Below are 20,492 nucleotides of genomic sequence, written 5' to 3'. Positions count from 1 at the left end.
GTGATGTTTAATGAATCGCATAGGGCCCAATTAGAGCGAGGCCTGAAAGAAATGGGGCTTGATTTGCCGCCAGAAAGTACGGGCGAATTGATTGATTTCCTTCGTATGATGGTGAAATGGAATCGCGTATACAATTTATCGGCGATAAAAGAGCCGGAGCAAATGGTGAGCCTGCATTTACTGGATAGCTTGGCGGTGCTTCCTTATTTATTTGGTAAAAGCTGCATAGATGTGGGTACCGGCGCTGGCTTGCCAGGCATACCATTAGCGATTGCGAGGCCGGATATGCGCTTTGCTTTATTGGACAGTAACTCTAAAAAAACGCGCTTCATTCAACAGGCTTGTATAGAGTTAGGGCTGAAAAATGTCTCCCCTCTGCATGAGCGTGTGGAAACGTATCAGCCAGAGCAAAAATTTGATACGGTAACGGCGCGGGCGTTTACGGCGATGCCTGATCTGCTGTCAAAAACACGACATTTATTGACAAGCGGTGGTAAATTGTTGGCAATGAAATCAAAAGAAACGGATGCCTTAGAGCGCGATGACTTCCAGTTTGATGGTGTGCAGTCGCTGATGATACCTGAGCTTGAGGCAGAGCGAAATCTAGTTATTTACACGGCGATTTAACAGTAAGAAAATTACAAATAAAGGATAGTTTTAGTGGCAAGAATAATAGCGGTTGCTAATCAAAAAGGCGGTGTTGGTAAAACAACAACGAGTATAAACTTGGCTGCATCAACGGCCGAGCTAGGCAGGCGCGTATTGTTGGTCGATATGGATCCTCAGGGTAATGCGACGATGGGTTCCGGTGTGGATAAGAAGGATGTTGAGCTGTCTTGCTACGATGTGCTGTTGGAGGATTGCGACCCTTTTCGGGCAGTAGTCAGTTCGGATAATATTAAGCATGATGTGTTGCCTAGCAATATGGATCTTGCTGGTGCCGAGGTGCATTTGTTAGAGGCCGATAACCGGGAAAGTCGATTGAAAAAAGCAATTGGCGAGCTGGCAGGCGAATATGATTATGTCTTTATTGACTGCCCTCCTTCAATGAATATGTTAACCATCAATGCGCTCGTCGCAGCGGATAGCGTATTAGTGCCCATGCAGTGCGAGTACTTCGCTCTAGAAGGATTGTCATCTTTAATGGATACGCTTAAGCAAGTTCAGGAAAGCGTAAATAAGAAATTGGGCCTAGAGGGCTTGTTAAGAACGATGTTTGATGGCCGTAGTCGCTTGACGCGTGATGTCAGCGAGCAACTGATGACGCATTTTGCGGATAGAGTGTTTGAAACGGTCGTACCAAGAAATATAAGGCTTGCCGAGGCTCCAAGTTTTGGCTTACCCGCGATTATTTACGATAAAAGCTCCCGAGGTGCACAGGCTTACATGGCCTTGGCGCGTGAGTTAGATGAAAAATATTATCAGGGTTAATAAATCATGGTTATAAAGAAAAGAGGCTTGGGTCGAGGTTTAGATGCGCTACTGAGTCAATCAAAGGCTGTTGACACTTTTAAAGAAGCAAATAAGTTGCCTATAGATTTGTTGCAAAGAGGGAAATATCAGCCAAGAACCGAATTTGATTCGGTGCAGTTGCAAGAATTGGCCGACTCAATTAGTGCGCAAGGGATTATTCAGCCCATCATTGTGCGCCCTATTGGCGATAATAATTACGAAATTTTAGCGGGTGAGCGTCGTTGGCGTGCAGCGCAATTAGCCGGCTTGCAAGAGGTCGGTGTGGTTATCAATGATGTGGATGACCGTGCGGCAATTGCCATTTCCTTGATTGAGAATATTCAGCGGGAAGATCTAAATACACTCGATGAATCGGAAGCATTGCAGCGCTTAATTAGTGAGTTTGAGATGACTCACCAGCAAGCAGCAGATGCCGTGGGTCGCTCGCGAGCAGCCGTTAGTAATTTACTACGTATGTTGGATTTGGGCCCGGAAGCGAAAGAGTTTTTGAGGGCTGGGGCGCTTGAAATGGGTCATGGTCGGGCGTTATTAGCCTTGGACGAAGCACAACAGGTTGCGGTTGCAAAGAAGGTGGCGGCACGTGGCTTATCAGTACGCGCAACGGAAGCGTTGGTAAAACAGGTGTTAAAGGGCTCGGTTGGAAAGCGCGCCACGTTGATGAAGGACCCTGATATAGAACGCTTGCAGCAAAATATTTCAGAAAAGCTCGGTGCACAAGTGAGCATCAGTCATTCTAGTAAAGGGGATGGCAAGATAGTTATACAATATTCTTCGTTAGATGAGTTGGAAGGTGTATTAGAGCATTTCAAATAGACTTGACTGTGCAGTGCAGCAAATTTATAATGATCGCGATAAATGAGCTGAAGGTAGTAAAATGAGAGCTCAAACATTAGTGGTTGGTTACCAAGTTGCGCTGGTTCTAATGGTCGCGACAGCGACAACGATTTTTTATTCAGAACAGCATAATTTTAAAGCGATACTTTATGGTGGGTTTATATCAGTGATGACATCCATCGTGATGGCGTTCAGGTTAAATCAAGCAGTAAAAAAAGTTCAGCAAGGAAATCAACGGGGAAGTTTGTATATTTATTTAGGCGTGATAGAGCGGTTATTTGTCGCAGTCGCGCTTTTTAGCTTAGGTTTTATGTGGTTAGAGCTAAGCATGCTTTATACGGTGGTAGGATTAATAGCGGGCCAAGTCGGATTTATGATTGGCGGATTTAGAGTAAAAGAATAAGAGAGAAACTATGTCAGGCGAGAACCTAACATCATCAGAATATATTAAGCATCACCTTACCAATCTCACTTATGGTCAGCACCCAGATGGTAGTTGGGGCATAGCGCATGGTTCAGCGGCTGCAAAAGAAATGGGTTTTTGGGCATTGAACATCGATACGCTAGCCGTTTCTATTATGTTAGGTTGCGTATTTCTGTATTTCTTCAAAAAAGCAGCGACAGCGCCTACAACAGGCGTACCAAGTGGCTTGCAGAACTTTGTTGAAATGATTCTAGAGTTTGTTGATGACAGTGTGAAAGACAGCTTTAATGGCAGAAACCCATTGATAGCGCCTTTGTCGTTAACAATTTTTGTGTGGATCGTACTCATGAATACGATGGATTTAGTGCCGGTGGATTACATTCCACACTTGGGGCAAATGATTGGTATTCCTTACCTTAAGGTAGTGCCCACAACGGATCCAAACATGACCTTTGCGTTGGCATTTGGTGTGTTCTTCTTGATTATTTTCTACAGTATTAAGGTAAAGGGGCCAGGCGGGTTCTTTGCAGAGCTGGCGTTTCACCCCTTCCCTAAATTCTTGATGCCATTTAATTTGTTCTTGGAACTCGTTAGTTTGATTTCAAAGCCAATTTCACTGGCGCTACGGTTGTTTGGCAATATGTACGCAGGTGAGATGATCTTTATTCTTATTGCAATGTTGCCACTTGGTACGCAGTGGGCATTGTCGGTGCCTTGGGCGATATTCCATATTTTAATCGTTATATTGCAAGCTTTTATATTCATGACGCTTACTATCGTGTACCTCAGTATGGCGCACGAAGAAAGCCATTAAATTTTTATTAATTAGTAAACTCAACAGGAGATAACAATGGAAGACTTAGGTTTAATTTATTTAGCAGGTGCGTTATTAATGGGTATGGGCGCGATTGGTGCGGCTATTGGTATTGGCATGTTGGGTGGTCGCTTTATGGAAGGCGCAGCTCGTCAACCAGAATTGATTCCTTTATTACGTACGCAGTTCTTCATCATCATGGGCCTTATCGATGCGGTTCCAATGATTGCTGTGGGTATTGCTATGTACATCTTATTTGCGGTCGTTGGATAATAAAACGAAGATTAACCCTAACTTAAGGTTTAATAATGAATATTAATGCAACCCTAATAGGCCAAACGATAGCATTCTTTATGTTTGTTTGGTTCTGCATGAAATATGTGTGGCCGCCGCTAATGGCAGCCATGGAAGAACGAAAAAGCAAAATCGCTGAAGGTTTAGCCGCTGGTGAACGTGGTCAAAAGGAACATGAATTAGCAGAGAAACGCGCTAAAGAAGTGTTGCAAGAAGCTCGTGCGGAAGCGTCAGATATCATTAACTTAGCCAATGTACGTGCTGGCGAAATGGTTGAAGAAGCAAAAAGCAAAGCTGTTGATGAAGCCGCTAAAGTGAAAAAAGGTGCAGAAGCTGAGATTGAGCAGGAAGTAGCTAGTGCACGTGAGGTTCTTCGTGAACAGGTGTCAGTTTTAGCCGTATCAGCGGCAGAACAAATCATCAAGAGCGAAATTGATGCGTCTAAACACAAAGCTATCATTGATGATATCAGTGGCAAGTTAGGTGCAGCTTAATGGCTGAGTTAGCAGCGCTTGCAAGGCCCTATGCAGAAGCTGCTTTCTTAATGGCGGAAGAAAAAGACCAGCTTGAGAAATGGTCAGAGATGCTGGATTTTGTAAATCAAGTTACGTCAAATGAACTGATCGAGAAAATCACCAATAACCCAAAAGTGTCAAAAAAGGCGCTAGAAGGCGGCATAGTTGACATTTGCCAAGGGCAGATGGATGAGCAGGGCTTGAACTTGGTTAAGTTGCTTATCAAAAATAACCGCTTGCAATTAGCAGGTGAGATTGCTCAGCAATTCGAGGTTAAAAAAGCTGAAAAAAGTGGAATACTCGATGTCGTAGTAACGTCAGCTTTTCCAATGTCAGACCATGATAGAGACGAGCTAGCCGGTTCGTTGTCGGGCACATTCGGTAAACAAGTAAAAATAAGTGTTGAAGAGGACGCGAGCTTAATTGGCGGCATGGTTATACGTGCTGGTGATAAAGTTATTGACGGCTCTTTGAGTGGACAGATTCAACAATTAGCTAAACAGCTAAAATAGCAAAGGTAAAAACGATGCAACTAAATCCATCCGAGATAAGTGATCTTATCAAGAAAAAAATCGAAAACTTCGATGCAGACGTAGAAGCGAAAACAGAAGGTACTATCGTTTCATTAACAGACGGCATTGCTCGAGTGCACGGCTTGTCAGATGCTATGCAAGGTGAAATGTTAGAGTTCCCAGGTGGAACTTTTGGTATGGCACTTAACTTAGAAAGAGATTCCGTTGGTGTTGTTATTATGGGCTCTTATTTACACCTTTCCGAAGGTGATAGCGTCAAATGTACAGGGCGTATTTTAGAAGTTCCAACAGGTGAAGCGCTGTTAGGTCGAGTCGTTGATGCGTTAGGCGCACCGATTGATGGTAAAGGCGCAATTGATGCTGAATCATCATCTCCTGTTGAAAGAATCGCACCGGGCGTTATTGCCCGTCAATCAGTTGATGAGCCAGTACAAACAGGCCTGAAATCAATTGATGCGATGATTCCTTTAGGCCGTGGTCAACGTGAGTTGATTATTGGTGATAGACAAACCGGTAAAACAGCGATTGCGATTGACGCCATCATCAACCAAAAAGGTACAGGCGTTAAATGTATCTACGTGGCGATTGGTCAAAAACAATCTTCTGTTTCAAACGTTGTAAGAAAGCTTGAAGAGCACGGCGCGATGGCTCACACCATTGTTGTGTGTGCTGGCGCGGCTGATTCTCCAGCGCTACAATTTATCGCTCCATACGCTGGTTGTGCGATGGGTGAGTACTTCCGTGATAAAGGTGAAGACGCGTTAATCATTTATGATGATTTAACAAAGCAAGCATGGGCATACCGTCAAATATCATTACTATTGCGCCGTCCTCCAGGTCGTGAAGCATACCCGGGTGATGTGTTTTATCTTCACTCAAGATTGCTAGAACGTGCTGCGCGTATTAACGTTGCTGAAGTTGAAAAACTGACCAACGGTAAAGTTAAAGGCAAAACAGGTTCTTTAACGGCCTTGCCAATTATTGAAACGCAAGCAGGTGACGTATCAGCGTTTATCCCAACTAACGTAATTTCTATTACTGATGGGCAAATCTTCTTAGAAACAGATTTGTTTAACGCCGGTATTCGCCCTGCTGTAAACGCAGGTTTATCAGTGTCACGAGTGGGTGGTGCTGCACAAACGAAATCAGTTAAAAAGCTGGGTGGTGGTACACGTCTTGATTTGGCTCAATATCGTGAATTAGCAGCGTTTGCTCAGTTTGCATCTGATTTGGATGCCGCAACGAAAGCACAGATTGATCGTGGTATTCGGGTGACTGAATTGATGAAACAAAATCAATATGCACCATTAAGTGTGCCGCAGATGTCAATTTCATTATTTTCTGCCAACGAAGGCTTTTTAGACGGCATTGAAGTTGAAAAAGTGCTGGATTTCGAAGCAGCTTTGCATAGCTTCATGGAAAGAGAGAAGGCTGATCTTGTTGCATCAATTGGCGATGAAGGTAACTATAACGACGACATCATTGCTGAATTGAGATCTTCTATCGAAGAGTTTGTAAAAACACAAACCTGGTAAGCGAGAAAAGCTATGGCAGTCGGAAAAGAGATAAAAACCAAAATCGCGAGTGTACAAAGTACACAGAAGATTACGCGTGCGATGGAAATGGTCGCTGCAAGTAAAATGCGTAAGACACAAGAACGCGTTTTGGCTGCTCGTCCATATGCTAAAAAAATGGGTCAGGTTATTCGTCATTTGGCGCAAGCTAGATCGGAGTATAAGCACCCTTATTTAGCAGACAGAGAGTGTAAACGAGTTGGCATTATTCTCATCAGCAGTGATCGGGGCTTATGCGGTGGTTTGAACTCTAATTTGTTTCGTAAATTTGTAGGCCAGCTTAAACAGTGGGATGCAGAAGGAACAGAAGTTGTTATGGCTTCTATCGGTTCAAAAGGCGAAGGCTTTTTAGGTCGATTAGGTGGCAATGTACTGGGTTCTGTCACTCATTTAGGTGAAACGCCGTCAATTGAAGAAATTATTGGCGTTGTTAAAACCATGCTCAATGAGTATGACGAAGGTAAGATTGATCGTTTTTACATAGCCCATAACGATTATGTAAATACGATGACTCAAATACCAGAAGTGACGCAGTTGTTACCTGTTTACACAGAAGAGTTAGACGAGCATTTAACGCATCATTGGGATTATATTTATGAGCCTGATGCGAAAGAAGTATTGGATCAATTATTGATCAGATACATCGAGTCTCTTGTTTACCAAGGGGTGCTTGAAAACAATGCTTGTGAGCAAGCGGCACGAATGGTTGCTATGAAGAGTGCGTCTGACAACGCAGGTACGCTAATTGATGAATTGCAGTTGATATATAACAAAGCAAGGCAAGCATCAATTACACAAGAACTATCGGAGATCGTTGCTGGCGCAGCAGCGGTTTAAAGAATATTTCCCTCTTTGAGGGTAATAAAAGAATTTAAATTAAGACTATTGAGGAACTGATATGAGCTCAGGTGTTATCGTTCAAATTATTGGCGCGGTTGTTGACGTGGAATACCCACGTGATTCAATCCCTAAAGTATACGATGCTCTTCTTGTAAAAGAAGTTGGCTTAACGCTAGAAGTACAACAGCAAATTGGCGACGGCGTTGTTCGTTGTATTGCGATGGGTACAACAGACGGCGTGAAAAGAGGGTTAGCTGTAGACAATACAGGTGAAGCGATTCAAGTACCTGTTGGTACTAAAACACTAGGGCGTATCATGAACGTTCTTGGTGAGCCAATCGATGAAAAAGGTCCTATTGGTGAGGAAGAGCGCTGGGGTATTCACCGTACTGCGCCTACTTATGAAGAACAAGCTGCTTCTAGTGAAATTCTTGAAACAGGCATTAAAGTGATTGATCTAGTTTGCCCATTCGCTAAGGGTGGCAAAGTTGGTTTATTCGGTGGTGCTGGTGTGGGCAAAACAGTAAACATGATGGAGCTTATCCGTAATATCGCGATTGAGCACAGTGGTTACTCTGTATTCGCTGGTGTGGGTGAGCGTACTCGTGAAGGTAACGATTTCTATCACGAAATGACTGAGTCAAACGTTATCGACAAAGTGTCGTTGGTTTACGGACAGATGAATGAGCCCCCAGGAAACAGACTACGTGTTGCCTTAACTGGTTTAACAATGGCGGAAAAATTCCGTGCAGATGGCAGTGACGTATTGTTGTTTATTGATAACATTTACCGTTATACGCTTGCTGGAACGGAAGTATCTGCGCTATTAGGCCGTATGCCTTCAGCTGTGGGTTACCAACCTAATCTTGCGGAAGAAATGGGTGTGTTCCAAGAACGTATTACATCAACACGTGAAGGTTCTATTACATCAATTCAAGCTGTTTATGTTCCTGCGGATGATTTGACCGATCCATCGCCTGCTACAACATTTGCTCACTTGGATGCGACCGTTGTGTTGTCACGTCAAATTGCTGAGCTAGGTATTTATCCTGCGATTGATCCTTTGGATTCGAGCAGTCGTCAGCTAGATCCTCTAGTGATTGGTGATGAGCATTATAATATCGCTCGTGGTGTGCAAGGCACGCTACAGCGTTATAAAGAACTGCGCGATATTATTGCTATTTTGGGTATGGATGAGTTGTCTGAAGAAGATAAATTATCTGTTGCTCGTGCACGTAAAATCCAACGTTTCTTGTCTCAACCATTCTTCGTTGCTGAGGTATTTACAGGGTCTCCAGGTAAATATGTATCTCTTAAAGATACTATTATTGGCTTTAAAGGAATTCTTAATGGTGAATATGATCATATTCCTGAACAAGCATTCTATATGGCCGGTACGATTGACGAAGTACTAGAAAGACACTCAAAAGAAGCAGCATAAGTTAAGGGTCTAAAATGAGCATGACAATCCATGTAGACATCGTAAGTGCTGAAGCTTCAATATACTCTGGGCTTGCAGAAATGGTTTTTGCGCCGGGTGTGATGGGGGAACTTGGTATTGCACCACGCCACGCACCGCTTGTTACGCGCTTAAAGCCAGGTGAAGTTCGAGTTAATACCGGTAAAGAAGAGTTGGATTTCTTTATTTCAGGTGGAATACTTGAAGTGCAACCGCACATAGTTACAGTATTAGCAGATACTGCGATTAGAGCCGATGACCTTGATGAAGCGAAAGCACTAGAAGCTAAAAAACGTGCAGAAGAGGCGTTGGCTGATAAATCATCAGATATTGACTTTGCAAAGGCACAAGCAGAATTAGCGGAAGCCGCTGCACAATTACAAGCGATAAGTCGTTTAAGAAAAACGCGATAAAGCTAGTTGTTGAAAAAATTAAAAACCCGCTCATTAGGCGGGTTTTTTTATACCTGTTAAACTAGTAAAAACTAAAATAAGCACAAAAATGAATATAAAAACAATCATACTTGCCGCTGGTAAAGGCACGCGGATGAAGTCAACCAAAGCTAAGGTGCTACATAAAATAGCCGGGAAACCGATGCTGCAACACGTCGTTGAATCAGTAGCAGACTTAAACAGTAATACTGTTGTGGTTTACGGCCATGATGGTGAGCAAGTCAAGCAAGCACATTCACAGTTTGATATCACATGGGTTGAACAAGTAGAGCAATTAGGCACGGGACACGCGGTAAAACAGGCAGCTGATTATATTCATCACGATGATATTGTCTTAATTTTATACGGCGATGTTCCGCTTCTGAAGAAGAAAACACTGGCTGAAATGATAGAAAATATCGATAACAGCGCTATGTCACTGCTAACTGTAACCCTTGATGATCCAACAGGGTATGGGCGAATTGTCAGGGTGGGTGACAAGGTCACTAAAATAGTAGAGCAAAAAGACGCCTCCGCAGCCGAACTGTTAATTGATGAAGTAAATACGGGTATCATGGCGGTAAATGGCGAGTTATTGCTAGGCTGGCTGGATAAGCTAAACAATAACAATGCGCAAGCTGAATACTATTTAACAGATATTATCGAAATGGCTGTTAACGATGGTATTTACATTAATACTATACAGCCAGAAAATGAATTTGAAGTGCAAGGTGTTAATTCTAAAGTACAGCTTAATGAACTGGAAAGGCACTACCAGCTTATTAAGGCTGATGAATTGATGGATTTAGGCGTAACGCTGGCAGATAAGGCAAGAATTGACGTTCGTGGTGAATTAAATTTAACGGGGACAGACATTTATATTGATATAAATAATGTATTTGAAGGCTGTGTAAGCATTGGTAGTGATGTTCATATTGGGCCAAATTGTGTGATACAAAATGCAGTAATTGGCGATGGAGTTGTGATTAAAGCGAACTCTGTTTTAGAAGATTGCGTGGTTGGTAAAGGCAGTACAATTGGGCCTTTTGCGAGACTTAGGCCGGGTGCGGAACTTGCGAAAAACGTTCATATTGGAAACTTTGTTGAGGTCAAAAAAACAACCGTAGGTGATGGCTCTAAAATTAATCACTTGAGTTATATAGGTGATGCGCAGGTCGGTAAAAATGTGAATATTGGTGCTGGCACCATCACTTGTAATTATGACGGCGTTAATAAACATAAAACCGACATCGAAGACGGTGCATTTATTGGTTCAGGAACACAATTAGTTGCGCCTATTACCATTGGCTCTGGGGCAACATTAGGCGCAGGTACAACGCTATCAAAGAACGCTCCAGCCGATGCGCTAACGGTTACTCGAGCGAAACAAATAACATTAAATGGCTGGAAGAAGCCAACGAAGGGTTAAAAAGGACTTATATGTGCGGAATAGTTGGTGCAGTAGCGCAAAGAGATATTACAGATGTTCTTGTAAAGGGCTTACAAAGGCTAGAGTATCGAGGCTATGACTCGGCTGGTGTCGCAGTCATTTCAGAAAATAATGCTGAAATAGCGAGGCGTCGAACAGAAGGCAAGGTCAACAACCTTGAGAAGTTGATTGAACAAAAACCCCTATCCGGCTTTTGTGGTATCGCGCATACACGTTGGGCAACACACGGCGTGCCCTCGGAAGTTAATGCGCACCCGCACGTGTGTGAAAACATAGCGTTAGTCCATAACGGTATTATTGAAAATCACGAGTTGCTGCGTAAGCAACAATTGGAACGCGGACATTCGTTTGACTCAGAAACAGATAGCGAAGTGATCGTCCATGCGGTATATGACGCGTACAAAAATAACAACGATTTACTGGCGGCGGTCCAAGATACGGTAAAGTTATTGGATGGTGCCTATGCATTGGGTGTAGTAGAAAATGGAAATACAGACCGCCTGATTGCGGTGAGAAAGGGCAGCCCCTTAGTTATTGGTATTGGTGATAAGGAACACTTTATCGCCTCGGATGTATTTGCGTTATTAGGTGAGGCAGAACGGTTTATCTATTTAGAAGATGGTGATGTGGCAGATATTAGTCATGCGAATGTCACTATATACAATGCCGTCGGCAAAAAGGTCACGCGTAAAATCAATAAAACGAAATTACAAGCTGATATAACGGGTCTGGGTGAATATGATCATTATATGCAAAAAGAAATTTTTGAGCAGGCAGCTGTACTTAAACATACGTTAGATGGTCGTATTGCAAATGGCCGTGTATTAACAAGTTGTTTTGGAGAAGAGGCAGAAGAGGCATTTAAAAGTATTCAGGAAGTGCAAATAGTGGCTTGTGGAACCAGTTATCACGCAGGACTAGTTGCAAAGTATTGGTTTGAATCTGTCGCAGGCTTACCATGTCATATTGAGGTGGCGAGTGAGTTTAGGTATCGCCCACATATCGTCAACCATAAAACATTGTTTGTAACGATTTCACAATCAGGTGAAACAGCCGATACCTTAGCCGCACTTCAGGCATCGGCCGAACTGGGTTACGCGCATACTTTAACAATCTGTAACGTGCCGGAAAGTTCGTTGGTTCGAGAGTCGGAGTGGGCACTAATGACGAAAGCGGGGCCAGAAATTGGCGTTGCCTCCACCAAGGCCTTTACGACACAATTAACGGCGCTTTTACTACTGGTGATTGCGTTGGGTAAGCACCATAAAATTGATGACAAGAAACAAGTTGAGATTGTCAAACAGTTGGAAGTATTACCTGAGCAAGTTGCCGAAGTACTGCGACTGGAACCAGAAATCATTGAGTTCGCAAAAAAGTTTGGCGATAAAAATAACGCGCTGTTTTTAGGCCGTGGTGAACAATACCCGGTTGCAATGGAGGGCGCTCTAAAGCTAAAAGAAATCTCATATATTCATGCAGAAGCCTATCCTGCAGGCGAGTTAAAACACGGGCCGTTAGCGTTGGTCGATGAGCAAATGCCGGTGGTCGCAGTAGCGCCGAATAATGATTTACTCGAAAAACTTAAATCGAACCTGCAAGAGGTGCAAGCTCGAGGTGGTGAACTTTTTGTGTTTGCCGACGTACACGCTGCCTTTGAAGAAGCTGAAGGTTTAAGGATTATCCGAGTTTCAGAAATAAGTGAAATAGTGGCGCCGATTATCTATACAGTGCCACTTCAACTACTGGCTTATCATGTGGCTTTATTGAAGGGTACGGATGTTGACCAGCCTCGAAACTTAGCTAAATCAGTGACAGTTGAATAAGTTATAAGCCCCTCCTTACCAAACTTGCTTTAAAAAAGTGCAAGTTTAAAATGATTTAAGTCAATTTTTTGAACAAATTCTGTTACGGCTTCTCCTGAACTGGGTGTAGCTTTCTTGCAACACTAATGTAAAAAGGTGTGTACAAAATCTAACAGGGGGAAGTTTATGAAAAAACCATTTATAAAATCAGGCGTCGGTGCTGCTCTAGGTACCGCGCTTTTATTATCGCAAGCCGGTACGGCGCAAGCGTTTAGTTTCCATCATGGAGACATTCGTGGGTCGCTTGATACCGATATAACATACGCTATTGCGGCGCGTACAGAAGATGCGGACCATGACAAAATGGGCGCGCACGGAAATAGAATTTCTAAAGATGCAGGTGATATATTCAGTAACGCTATTCGTGGCTCTAGTACTCTAAGTGTAGAGTATGGCGACTATGGCATGCTGGCGCGGGGCAACTATTTTTACGATCATGTTTATGATAATAAAGATTTAGCTGATCAAGCGCATGATAAATTAGCTAGAGATTTTTCACTCACAGATTTAATGGTCTATGGCTATTTCGGTGATAATGATCAAGTCAATATAAGGCTTGGTAAGCAAGTTATTAGTTGGGGTGAAAATACCTTTATTCAAGGTTCAATTAATGACATTAATACCGTTGACTTAAATAAATTAAGACAGCCAGGTCGAGCGCTTAAAGATGCTTTTATTGGTACAAATGCTGCCTACATTTCATGGAATATAGGTGATGAGTGGACCGTTGAGTCTTTTTATCTGTTTGAGTTTGACCAAATTCAGTTAGATCCAGCGGGTTCATTCTTTACCACTTTGGATGCTGTAGGTGCAGGCGGTGGATTTGATACTGCAGGAGATGGAGCTGTGGGTGGAATTGCATCAGGAGCAGCAACGCTTCCATTTGGTGCGCCTGGAGGTGCTTGTATTGCGCCTGATGGGCTTGATGATTGTGGTTTGGTTGGCGGTTCCCTAGTTAGGGTAGGTGATAAATTTGCCGAAGGTGGCCAGTATGGTTTGGCTATAAGGAAATTCATTCCAGGCCTGTTCAACGGTAGTGAAATAGCTTTCTATTACCAAAACCTTCATGACCATGTGCCAATGATTTCAACCTATTACAATACAGGCACTTTCTTTTTGGAGTATAAGGAGAATATCGAACGCTATGGTGTTTCCTTTAATACTAATGTCGAAGGCTGGGTAATTGCGGGTGAATACCACGTAAGAAAAGATGCGCCTATTCAAATGACAGGACCTGTTTTAAATGGTCTAGGTGCAGGGCCATTTTTTAATGTGAATTGTGGAACATGTGTTCAAGGTGATGCAATAAAAGGTTATGACGAAGTTGACCGACATCAATTACAAATGACCTTTCAGCGTATTTGGGGTGTTGGCTTCATGGGTGCCGATGCGAATAGCACCTTAGCAGAAGTCGCTTATGGCTGGATTGATGGCTTACCTAAAAAGAATGAAGCACTGGTTGGGCCGTTTAGAACAGTTTTTAATCCGCAGGTTACTGAACACTTCTGGGGCTTCCAAGTGAAACAATCACTTACATATGAAGCAGCTTTGTTTAATGTGGCGTCAGTTTCACCTTTTGTGGCGTTTAAATATGATGTGGAAGGTGTGTCTAACGAGATCGTTCCTTTGTTTGTGGATGATAGAAAAGCATTAACACTGGGTGTGAATTTTGGTTACGGTGGTGGCACGTGGGTAGGTGGCGTCAGCTGGACCATGTTTGACGGTGCAGAGGCGATGGCTAACCAAGCGGGTGGTCGTCTAAATGGCCGTTCTGATCGTGACTTTGTTCAAGCTAACATAAGTTACTCTTTCTAAGAGTCGCTTAGCATTGACAATATAAAAAGTAGTTTAAGGAGATAATAATGAATTTATTAAGTTTTAACGTAAAAAAAGCTTCAGCGCTTGTTCTGTCTGCAGCTTTATTACCCAGCATTGCTTTTGCACAACTAGATGCAACTGAGCAGGCTAAGGTAGGCATAGAAGGGACTGAATTGACGCCAATGGGTGCGATTCGTGCAGGAAATGCTGATGGCACTATCCCAGCGTGGAGCAGTGTGCCGATGAAAGGCGCAGACGCAACAGAGAGCAATAGTCTGGCAGACCCTTTTGCGGATGAAAAGCCGTTGTTTACCATCACAGCGTCTAACTATACGGAATATGCGGATAAGTTATCGCCGGGTCAAATTGGTTTGTTTAAGCAGTACCCTGATACCTACAAAATGAATGTATACCCAAGTCATAGAACGGGTGCATACGATTCTTGGGTATATGATGCGACTTTAGCGCAAGCGAAAAATGTACAGATGTGCGATGAGTTTGGCACAGAAAGTAGGGTTTGTTTGAAGGATGAAATCGCTGGTGGCGGTATTCCTTTTCCAATTCCTAAAACAGGTGCAGAAGCAGCGTATAACCACTATTTTGCATTTAAAGGTATTTCTGTCGATCAAATGATCAATGGTGCGTTAATTGATTCTAACGGTAACCGTACTGACGTAATTATGCGTCAGCGCCAAATCTTTCCGTATTGGTTCCCTGCAGACTCTAAAGTTAGAAGCATTAAGTGGTTTAACCGTGAAGGTGTTGCGGCTCTTTGTGATTCATGGCAGGTTGAAAAGCCACCTCGCTCATCAGGTTTGATTTTCGGTGGTTGTAACTCTATCCAAAACTTTGACTTCCAAACTTACCTGTATATCCCAGGTCAACGTCGTGTGCGTAAAGCACCTGAAATTGGTTTCCACGATAGCCCTTCGTTTGCTTCGGATGGTCAGCGTACGGTAGCGAGTCGTTGGATGCATTATTTTGGCGGCAAGAACACAAGGTTTGACTTTAAAGCGCCAGTCAGAAAAGAAATGTTTGTGCCTTATAACAACTATAAGTTGACCAATAAAGACACAGAATTTGATGCAATTTTTGGCGAAGATCACGTTAATCAAGACATGATTCGTTATGAATTACACCGTGTTTGGGCTGTGGATTCAACGCTAAAATCAGGGCAACGTCATCTTTATAAACGTCATACATCTTATTTTGATGAAGACACTTGGGTTGGTCTAGGCTTTGAAGCTTATGATGCAAAAGACCGTTTATGGAGAGTTGGTGAGCAATATAACGTCTTCTTCCCAGGCGCAAACATCACTACACCGGTTGGTGATATGCAGCAGGATTTGATTAATGGTCGTTATACAACTTTCCCTTACTGGATGTTCCAAGCGGGTGAAGAAATGGGCTTTGGCGCACCAAAAATCACTTCTAAAGAAGCAGATATTGGTTTCAATATCGATATCTTTACGCCTCAAGGCTTAAGAAAATTTGGTCGTAGATAAGATCAAACGTCATATTAAGTAATTAGATTAAGGCCGGGGCTAGCTCATGTTAGCCTCGGTTTTTTTTTTAAATTCATAGGGAATAACACGATGTTCAGAATTATTTTTTGCTTATCTTTGATGATGGGAAGTTCTGCCTTTGCAGAAACATTGCCTCGGCCTGCGTTAGAGCTGCCTTTATCAACGAAAGCAATTTTCCTCGACTTAGAGGTGCATGAAGCTAAGGTTTATGCAGTGGGTGAGAGGGGTATCATACTCAGCTCGAGCGATAATGGTGATTCATGGCAACAGATTAAATCACCAGTCGATGTCACCTTAACGGGGATATCATTTGCTTCGAAAACGGAAGGTTGGATTGTCGGCCATGAGTCGACCATTTTACATAGCACTGACGGTGGGGCGACTTGGGTTGTCGATAATTATAAGCCAGAAGAAGAACGCTTTTATATGTCGGTAAACTTTGTTAGCCCGCAAGTTGGTTATGTACTAGGAACCGATGGTGAGTTGTGGATAACTGAAAATGCTGGTGAGTCTTGGAACGTCACTTTACTGGCGGTGGAAGATTGGTACCAGAACCATTTATTTGCACTCGAGAAGGTCGGCAATGCTTCACTTGTTGTGGCAGAGCGTGGCGGTGTTTTTTATTCAAAAGATGGAATGAGCGATTGGCAAGTTGTGCCTTCTCCTTACGAGGGATCTTTCTTTGGCGTTTCTAGTGTGGCCGAGCAATTTATAGCGTTCGGCATGAGCGGTAATTTATATCAGATTAATTCTGAATCACTAGAATGGAGCAAGATTGATACGCAAACAGATCAATTCTTACTCGACTCCGCAACAACAGCTGATGCGAAAAGTGTATTAATTGTAGGACGTGGTGGCATTATCCTAGCGGTTGATGAGAAGGGGCAATTGATTAAAAAGATAGAGAATAAGAGCCGTGTGGACTATACCGCGGTAGCGATTCAAGGCGATAACGCCTATCTATCGTCGATGGCAGGTGGAATCACAAAAATTTCAATTAGTGAGCTAATGGAATAAGGTAAAGGTAGCAATAAATGACTATGAAACATGAATCAAATTTTGTGCACAAGGTATCTGACTTTATGGCAGATGCGCTGTTAAAGCACCGCTTATTATTTTTAATCATTGGATTATTGATAACAGTATTTTTAACATATCAAGGCGTTAATCAGCAGCTTTCTCCTGGGTTTGACAAGGCTATTCCATTGTCTCATCCGTACATGAAGACGTTTACAGAACACCGTGATGAATTCGGTGGTGCTAACCGCGTAACAATCTTTGTAGAAAACAAGGAGGGCGACATGTTTACCCCCGAGTTTTTTACAGTATTGGAAAAGATCACATCAGAAGTGTTGGTGATGGATGGAGTCGATGCGCGTACTGTAACGTCATTGTTTACCCCCAATGTTAACTATGTGGCGGTTAGTGAAGAAGGCTTTACGGGATCAAAGATTGTCCCGGCCGACTTTATTGCAACGCCTGAACGAATTGAAGAGGTTAAAAGTAATCTGTTTAAATCGTCTGAAATAGGCAAGACGGTTGCCAAAGATCTGTCGGGTGCGCTAGTGATTGCGGATCTGGTTGAGCTTGACCCGGTAACCAAGCAGAAAATCGATTATGAAGTGTTTGCTGAGAGGTTAAGCAAAATTAGAGATACCTATGAAACGAACGGTATCTCAATTCATATTATTGGTTTCGCGCCTTTTATTGGCGATGTGATTGATGGTGCTGAAGGGGTTGTTGGATTTTTTGTCATCACCTTAATTATTACATTTGTATTGTTGATTTTTTTCGCAGGCTCTATAAAACTTGCACTGGCAGTTATTGCGACTGCGTTAATTTCGGTGAGTTGGCAATTAGGCTTGGTTAAACTACTGGGCTTTGGGGTTGACCCAATGTCTATCTTGGTGCCCTTTTTGATTTTAGCAATTGGTGTGAGTCACGCTATTCAGATGACGAATGTTTGGCGTATCGGTATCGTCAGTGGTGAGAACTCAGTAGGTGCAGCGCGTCAGGCGTTTTACAAGCTTTTTATACCAGGCGCAACGGCGCTGATATCGGACGCCGTTGGTTTTGGCGTTATTGTGTTGATTGATATTCCTATTATTAGGGAGCTGGGAATTATTGCCAGTATCGGGGTGGCAGTGATGTTGCTGACGAATAAAATCATTTTACCGATACTGTTGTCCTACATTAAGTTGAATGATAGTGAAGTTAAGAGAGCGCAAGATAGTATAAAAGGGACTGACCATGCTTTTTGGAAAAGTTTGGCGACTTTAACGAATAGAAAAAGCGCGGCAATCGTGCTGTCGCTTGCGGTTGGTTTAGGCGTCTATGCCATGTCGGTACAAGATCAGTTGATTGTTGGTGACGTAGAGGCAGGTGCGCCAGAGTTTTGGCCGGATGCACGCTACAATCAGGACGCCAACGCAATTCAATCGAACTTTTCGGTGGGCCTTGATGAAATGGTCATATTGGCAAAGTCAGATATCAAAGGTGCTTGTGTAAACTTTGGTGTTATGCAAACAATTGATGACTTTGTTTGGCAACTTCAAAATGTTGAAGGCGTTCAATCAGTTAAAGCCCTATCCCAAGTTATTCGTGAACGAAATGTTGGTAACTATGAAGCCAATCCCAAATTTTTGGGCATTCCTCGAAATGAGAAGATGATTTCAGCCAATATTTACAGGGTGGAAATGTCACAGGCGCTTTTCTCAAATGACTGTACGGTTATGCCGGTTACGATTTATTTAACGGACCATAGGGCTGAAACCTTAGACCGTGTTATGGCAGCGGTTAATGTATTTGAAGAGCAGAATAAAAACGAGAGTGTTACTTTTGTACCTGCAATGGGCAATGCCGGCATTATGGCGGCAACTAACGAGATTGTTGCAAAAGCGCAAACAAGAATTGAACTGATTCTTTTTGCTGCGGTTGGTTTGTTTTGCTTCTTAACGTTTATGTCTATCAGGGCGACCATCTGTATCGTCGTACCATTAGCTTTGGTTGCTTACTTGGCAAACGCCGTTATGGTGTACTTAGGCATAGGCTTGAAAGTATCAACCTTGCCCGTTTTAGCAATGGGCGTGGGTGTTGGTGTCGATTACGGTATCTATCTGTTTGCTCGCATGCGTGCACATATGGGCGCGGGGCAGACGTTACTGCAGTCGTATTATGAGTCGTTAAGAGAAGTGGGAACGGGTGTTGTATTTACATCAGTGACCATGACACTTGGTGTTGCTACATGGTACTTTTCTGACCTCAAGTTCCAAGCAGATATGGGCATATTGCTGGCCTATATGTTTTTTGTGAACATGTTGGGAGCGATTATTTTAATACCAGCGTTGGCAAGTTTTCTTTACCCGCAAAAAACTAAGGAAATTAGCTAGACCAAATATCTTTTCAGCCCACGCAGTTATCGAGCGCAATCAGCTCGTTGACTGCGTGGACCGGATTTGAGCTTGATAACGGAACAGTTGGAAGGGTTTAAGCGTTGACCAAAATCTATATTTTCTGATGCAAGATGACCGCCAAATGACGGTCATCGTTGAATGTATTTTTAATGAGTGTAGTGGCTCTGAACGTAGTGGTTAGAACGGAAGGTTGGCGCTAATAGTGGTTTGCTGGACGATACGTTTAAATGCCTTTGACAACCGATGGTTTTTAGCCTATTCGTCGTCTAAGAGCCCATCAAAGAAGAACTTTGTTAGGTTATTAAAGGCGACTTTCTTTTCGATTTGTATCCAATGACCGCAATGGTCGAAGACATGTAATTGTGCCTGAGGGATTCTTTCAATCAGGTGATAGGCATTATTAAGGGGGATAAAGAAATCTTCCCGTGCATGGGTGATGAGCATTTGGTGAGGGATATTGTTCAATGCTTCATCTGATAAGACAAAGGCGTCGATACCTTTTTTTGTTCCACCGCTGAACATCGCTTCAAATTGGACGCGAACCTCATCTTTCATCACATTTTCGAATCGCTGCGCGGCAATTTTCGCAATATCCGCACCTAATAAACTAGGGTCGTATAGGAACTTGGTGATCAAATATTCCAAGGCGTCTTGAGAAGGGTTCTTGTAGAACTCCCAACCTTTGGTTAACCCTTCGGTCGGTTTAAATGGAGCGCCAACCGGGCCCATAAGAACTGCTTTTTTGAAGCGCTCAGGGTGTCTGCTAAGCAGGTGTAAAGTCACGCCGCCGCCCATGGAATTACCCACAATATGAGCTTGCTCGATACCTTTCGCATCTAATAAATCAATTTGTTGTTGCACCCAAATATCAATCCATTCACTAGTGCCACTTGGAGGTGAATTATGTTGGCTGAGGCCAAAACCCGCGATATCTGGAGCAAGGCAATGATAATTTTCAGCTAAGAAAGGTAGCGCAAACTGCCAGTTAGACATGGCGTTGGCACCGGGGCCAGAGCCATGCAGTAATAAAATAGCGGTATCGTTATCTTCTCCTGCTTCATTTAAAAAAGTTTGAAAAGAGCCTGTTTGAATATTAGATTTTTGCATGGTTTTCCTGATGATTAGGCTGTTGTAAGGGCCGTTATTAAAATGGCCAAGAGAGCAATTAAGGATGATAAGTAACTTTTATTGAAAATCATACTTAAATATTAGGAAAAGTGATTATTGTCTTA

19 protein-coding genes are annotated in these 20,492 nt (G+C 42.9%); 18 read left to right on the top strand and 1 reads right to left on the bottom strand.

Annotated features, from left to right (window positions below; genetic code table 11):
• Positions 1 to 3: 3 nt before the first annotated feature.
• The 18 genes from rsmG to AB1Y31_10905 all read left to right on the top strand — a co-directional run bounded on the left by rsmG (position 4) and on the right by AB1Y31_10905 (position 19,236).
• A complete protein-coding gene (gene rsmG, locus AB1Y31_10990) occupies positions 4 to 627 on the top strand; it encodes a 16S rRNA (guanine(527)-N(7))-methyltransferase RsmG (protein MEW4983702.1) in 624 nt (207 codons plus the stop codon).
• Between the two features lie 33 nt (positions 628 to 660).
• On the top strand, positions 661 to 1,431 hold the full coding sequence (locus AB1Y31_10985) for a ParA family protein (protein MEW4983701.1): 771 nt from the start codon (positions 661 to 663) through the stop codon (positions 1,429 to 1,431).
• Positions 1,432 to 1,437: 6 nt separating this feature from the next.
• Positions 1,438 to 2,286 carry a ParB/RepB/Spo0J family partition protein gene (locus AB1Y31_10980; GenBank protein MEW4983700.1) on the top strand — a complete coding sequence of 283 codons (849 nt, stop codon included), beginning with the start codon at positions 1,438 to 1,440 and terminating at the stop codon, positions 2,284 to 2,286.
• 61 nt (positions 2,287 to 2,347) lie between these two features.
• Entirely contained in the window at positions 2,348 to 2,710 is a 363-nt protein-coding gene (locus AB1Y31_10975) for an ATP synthase subunit I (protein MEW4983699.1), read from the top strand.
• 10 nt (positions 2,711 to 2,720) lie between these two features.
• Positions 2,721 to 3,545 (top strand): F0F1 ATP synthase subunit A, encoded by an 825-nt coding sequence (gene atpB, locus AB1Y31_10970; protein ID MEW4983698.1) that lies wholly within the window; start codon positions 2,721 to 2,723, stop codon positions 3,543 to 3,545.
• Between the two features lie 36 nt (positions 3,546 to 3,581).
• On the top strand, positions 3,582 to 3,818 hold the full coding sequence (gene atpE / locus AB1Y31_10965; GenBank protein MEW4983697.1) for a F0F1 ATP synthase subunit C: 237 nt from the start codon (positions 3,582 to 3,584) through the stop codon (positions 3,816 to 3,818).
• Positions 3,819 to 3,853: 35 nt separating this feature from the next.
• Positions 3,854 to 4,333 carry a F0F1 ATP synthase subunit B gene (locus AB1Y31_10960; protein ID MEW4983696.1) on the top strand — a complete coding sequence of 160 codons (480 nt, stop codon included), beginning with the start codon at positions 3,854 to 3,856 and terminating at the stop codon, positions 4,331 to 4,333.
• Positions 4,333 to 4,866, top strand: a complete 534-nt coding sequence (locus AB1Y31_10955) for a F0F1 ATP synthase subunit delta (protein MEW4983695.1) — start codon at positions 4,333 to 4,335, stop codon at positions 4,864 to 4,866. Before AB1Y31_10960 ends, AB1Y31_10955 begins: the two co-directional genes overlap by 1 nt.
• 14 nt (positions 4,867 to 4,880) lie before the next feature.
• Positions 4,881 to 6,422, top strand: coding sequence for a F0F1 ATP synthase subunit alpha (gene atpA, locus AB1Y31_10950; protein ID MEW4983694.1), 1,542 nt, complete (start codon positions 4,881 to 4,883; stop codon positions 6,420 to 6,422).
• 12 nt (positions 6,423 to 6,434) lie between these two features.
• The gene (gene atpG / locus AB1Y31_10945) at positions 6,435 to 7,298 is read left to right on the top strand and encodes a F0F1 ATP synthase subunit gamma (GenBank protein ID MEW4983693.1); all 864 of its coding nucleotides are present in this window, start codon (positions 6,435 to 6,437) and stop codon (positions 7,296 to 7,298) included.
• Positions 7,299 to 7,359: 61 nt separating this feature from the next.
• Complete coding sequence (atpD, locus tag AB1Y31_10940) at positions 7,360 to 8,742, top strand: F0F1 ATP synthase subunit beta (GenBank protein ID MEW4983692.1); 1,383 nt, start codon at positions 7,360 to 7,362, stop codon at positions 8,740 to 8,742.
• 14 nt (positions 8,743 to 8,756) lie between these two features.
• Positions 8,757 to 9,173, top strand: coding sequence for a F0F1 ATP synthase subunit epsilon (locus AB1Y31_10935; protein MEW4983691.1), 417 nt, complete (start codon positions 8,757 to 8,759; stop codon positions 9,171 to 9,173).
• An 88-nt stretch (positions 9,174 to 9,261) separates the two neighbouring features.
• A complete protein-coding gene (glmU, locus tag AB1Y31_10930; protein MEW4983690.1) occupies positions 9,262 to 10,620 on the top strand; it encodes a bifunctional UDP-N-acetylglucosamine diphosphorylase/glucosamine-1-phosphate N-acetyltransferase GlmU in 1,359 nt (452 codons plus the stop codon).
• Between the two features lie 11 nt (positions 10,621 to 10,631).
• Entirely contained in the window at positions 10,632 to 12,464 is a 1,833-nt protein-coding gene (glmS, locus tag AB1Y31_10925; protein ID MEW4983689.1) for a glutamine--fructose-6-phosphate transaminase (isomerizing), read from the top strand.
• 165 nt (positions 12,465 to 12,629) lie between these two features.
• A complete protein-coding gene (locus tag AB1Y31_10920; protein ID MEW4983688.1) occupies positions 12,630 to 14,318 on the top strand; it encodes a DUF1302 family protein in 1,689 nt (562 codons plus the stop codon).
• A gap of 47 nt (positions 14,319 to 14,365) precedes the next feature.
• Positions 14,366 to 15,826, top strand: a complete 1,461-nt coding sequence (locus AB1Y31_10915) for a DUF1329 domain-containing protein (protein MEW4983687.1) — start codon at positions 14,366 to 14,368, stop codon at positions 15,824 to 15,826.
• A 90-nt stretch (positions 15,827 to 15,916) separates the two neighbouring features.
• Positions 15,917 to 16,864, top strand: coding sequence for a YCF48-related protein (locus AB1Y31_10910; GenBank protein ID MEW4983686.1), 948 nt, complete (start codon positions 15,917 to 15,919; stop codon positions 16,862 to 16,864).
• Between the two features lie 17 nt (positions 16,865 to 16,881).
• A complete protein-coding gene (locus tag AB1Y31_10905; protein MEW4983685.1) occupies positions 16,882 to 19,236 on the top strand; it encodes an MMPL family transporter in 2,355 nt (784 codons plus the stop codon).
• A gap of 279 nt (positions 19,237 to 19,515) precedes the next feature.
• Here the strand turns inward: AB1Y31_10905 and AB1Y31_10900 are convergent, their stop codons facing one another.
• On the bottom strand, positions 19,516 to 20,367 hold the full coding sequence (locus AB1Y31_10900) for an alpha/beta hydrolase (protein ID MEW4983684.1): 852 nt from the start codon (positions 20,365 to 20,367) through the stop codon (positions 19,516 to 19,518).
• Positions 20,368 to 20,492: the final 125 nt, after the last annotated feature.

The organism is Cycloclasticus sp. (assembly GCA_040743155.1).
Lineage (GTDB): Bacteria > Pseudomonadota > Gammaproteobacteria > Methylococcales > Cycloclasticaceae > Cycloclasticus.
The sequence above is the reverse complement of the archived record's forward strand: the minus strand, read 5'-3'. Positions and strand labels throughout refer to the sequence as shown.

Coding starts and splice junctions, on each gene's coding strand:
- rsmG (MEW4983702.1), top strand. CDS start 4: ATGTTTAATGAATCGCATAGGGCCCAATTAGAGCGAGGCCTGAAAGAA.
- AB1Y31_10980 (MEW4983700.1), top strand. CDS start 1,438: ATGGTTATAAAGAAAAGAGGCTTGGGTCGAGGTTTAGATGCGCTACTG.
- AB1Y31_10975 (MEW4983699.1), top strand. CDS start 2,348: ATGAGAGCTCAAACATTAGTGGTTGGTTACCAAGTTGCGCTGGTTCTA.
- atpB (MEW4983698.1), top strand. CDS start 2,721: ATGTCAGGCGAGAACCTAACATCATCAGAATATATTAAGCATCACCTT.
- atpE (MEW4983697.1), top strand. CDS start 3,582: ATGGAAGACTTAGGTTTAATTTATTTAGCAGGTGCGTTATTAATGGGT.
- AB1Y31_10960 (MEW4983696.1), top strand. CDS start 3,854: ATGAATATTAATGCAACCCTAATAGGCCAAACGATAGCATTCTTTATG.
- AB1Y31_10955 (MEW4983695.1), top strand. CDS start 4,333: ATGGCTGAGTTAGCAGCGCTTGCAAGGCCCTATGCAGAAGCTGCTTTC.
- atpA (MEW4983694.1), top strand. CDS start 4,881: ATGCAACTAAATCCATCCGAGATAAGTGATCTTATCAAGAAAAAAATC.
- atpG (MEW4983693.1), top strand. CDS start 6,435: ATGGCAGTCGGAAAAGAGATAAAAACCAAAATCGCGAGTGTACAAAGT.
- atpD (MEW4983692.1), top strand. CDS start 7,360: ATGAGCTCAGGTGTTATCGTTCAAATTATTGGCGCGGTTGTTGACGTG.
- AB1Y31_10935 (MEW4983691.1), top strand. CDS start 8,757: ATGAGCATGACAATCCATGTAGACATCGTAAGTGCTGAAGCTTCAATA.
- glmU (MEW4983690.1), top strand. CDS start 9,262: ATGAATATAAAAACAATCATACTTGCCGCTGGTAAAGGCACGCGGATG.
- glmS (MEW4983689.1), top strand. CDS start 10,632: ATGTGCGGAATAGTTGGTGCAGTAGCGCAAAGAGATATTACAGATGTT.
- AB1Y31_10920 (MEW4983688.1), top strand. CDS start 12,630: ATGAAAAAACCATTTATAAAATCAGGCGTCGGTGCTGCTCTAGGTACC.
- AB1Y31_10915 (MEW4983687.1), top strand. CDS start 14,366: ATGAATTTATTAAGTTTTAACGTAAAAAAAGCTTCAGCGCTTGTTCTG.
- AB1Y31_10910 (MEW4983686.1), top strand. CDS start 15,917: ATGTTCAGAATTATTTTTTGCTTATCTTTGATGATGGGAAGTTCTGCC.
- AB1Y31_10905 (MEW4983685.1), top strand. CDS start 16,882: ATGACTATGAAACATGAATCAAATTTTGTGCACAAGGTATCTGACTTT.
- AB1Y31_10900 (MEW4983684.1), bottom strand. CDS start 20,367: ATGCAAAAATCTAATATTCAAACAGGCTCTTTTCAAACTTTTTTAAAT.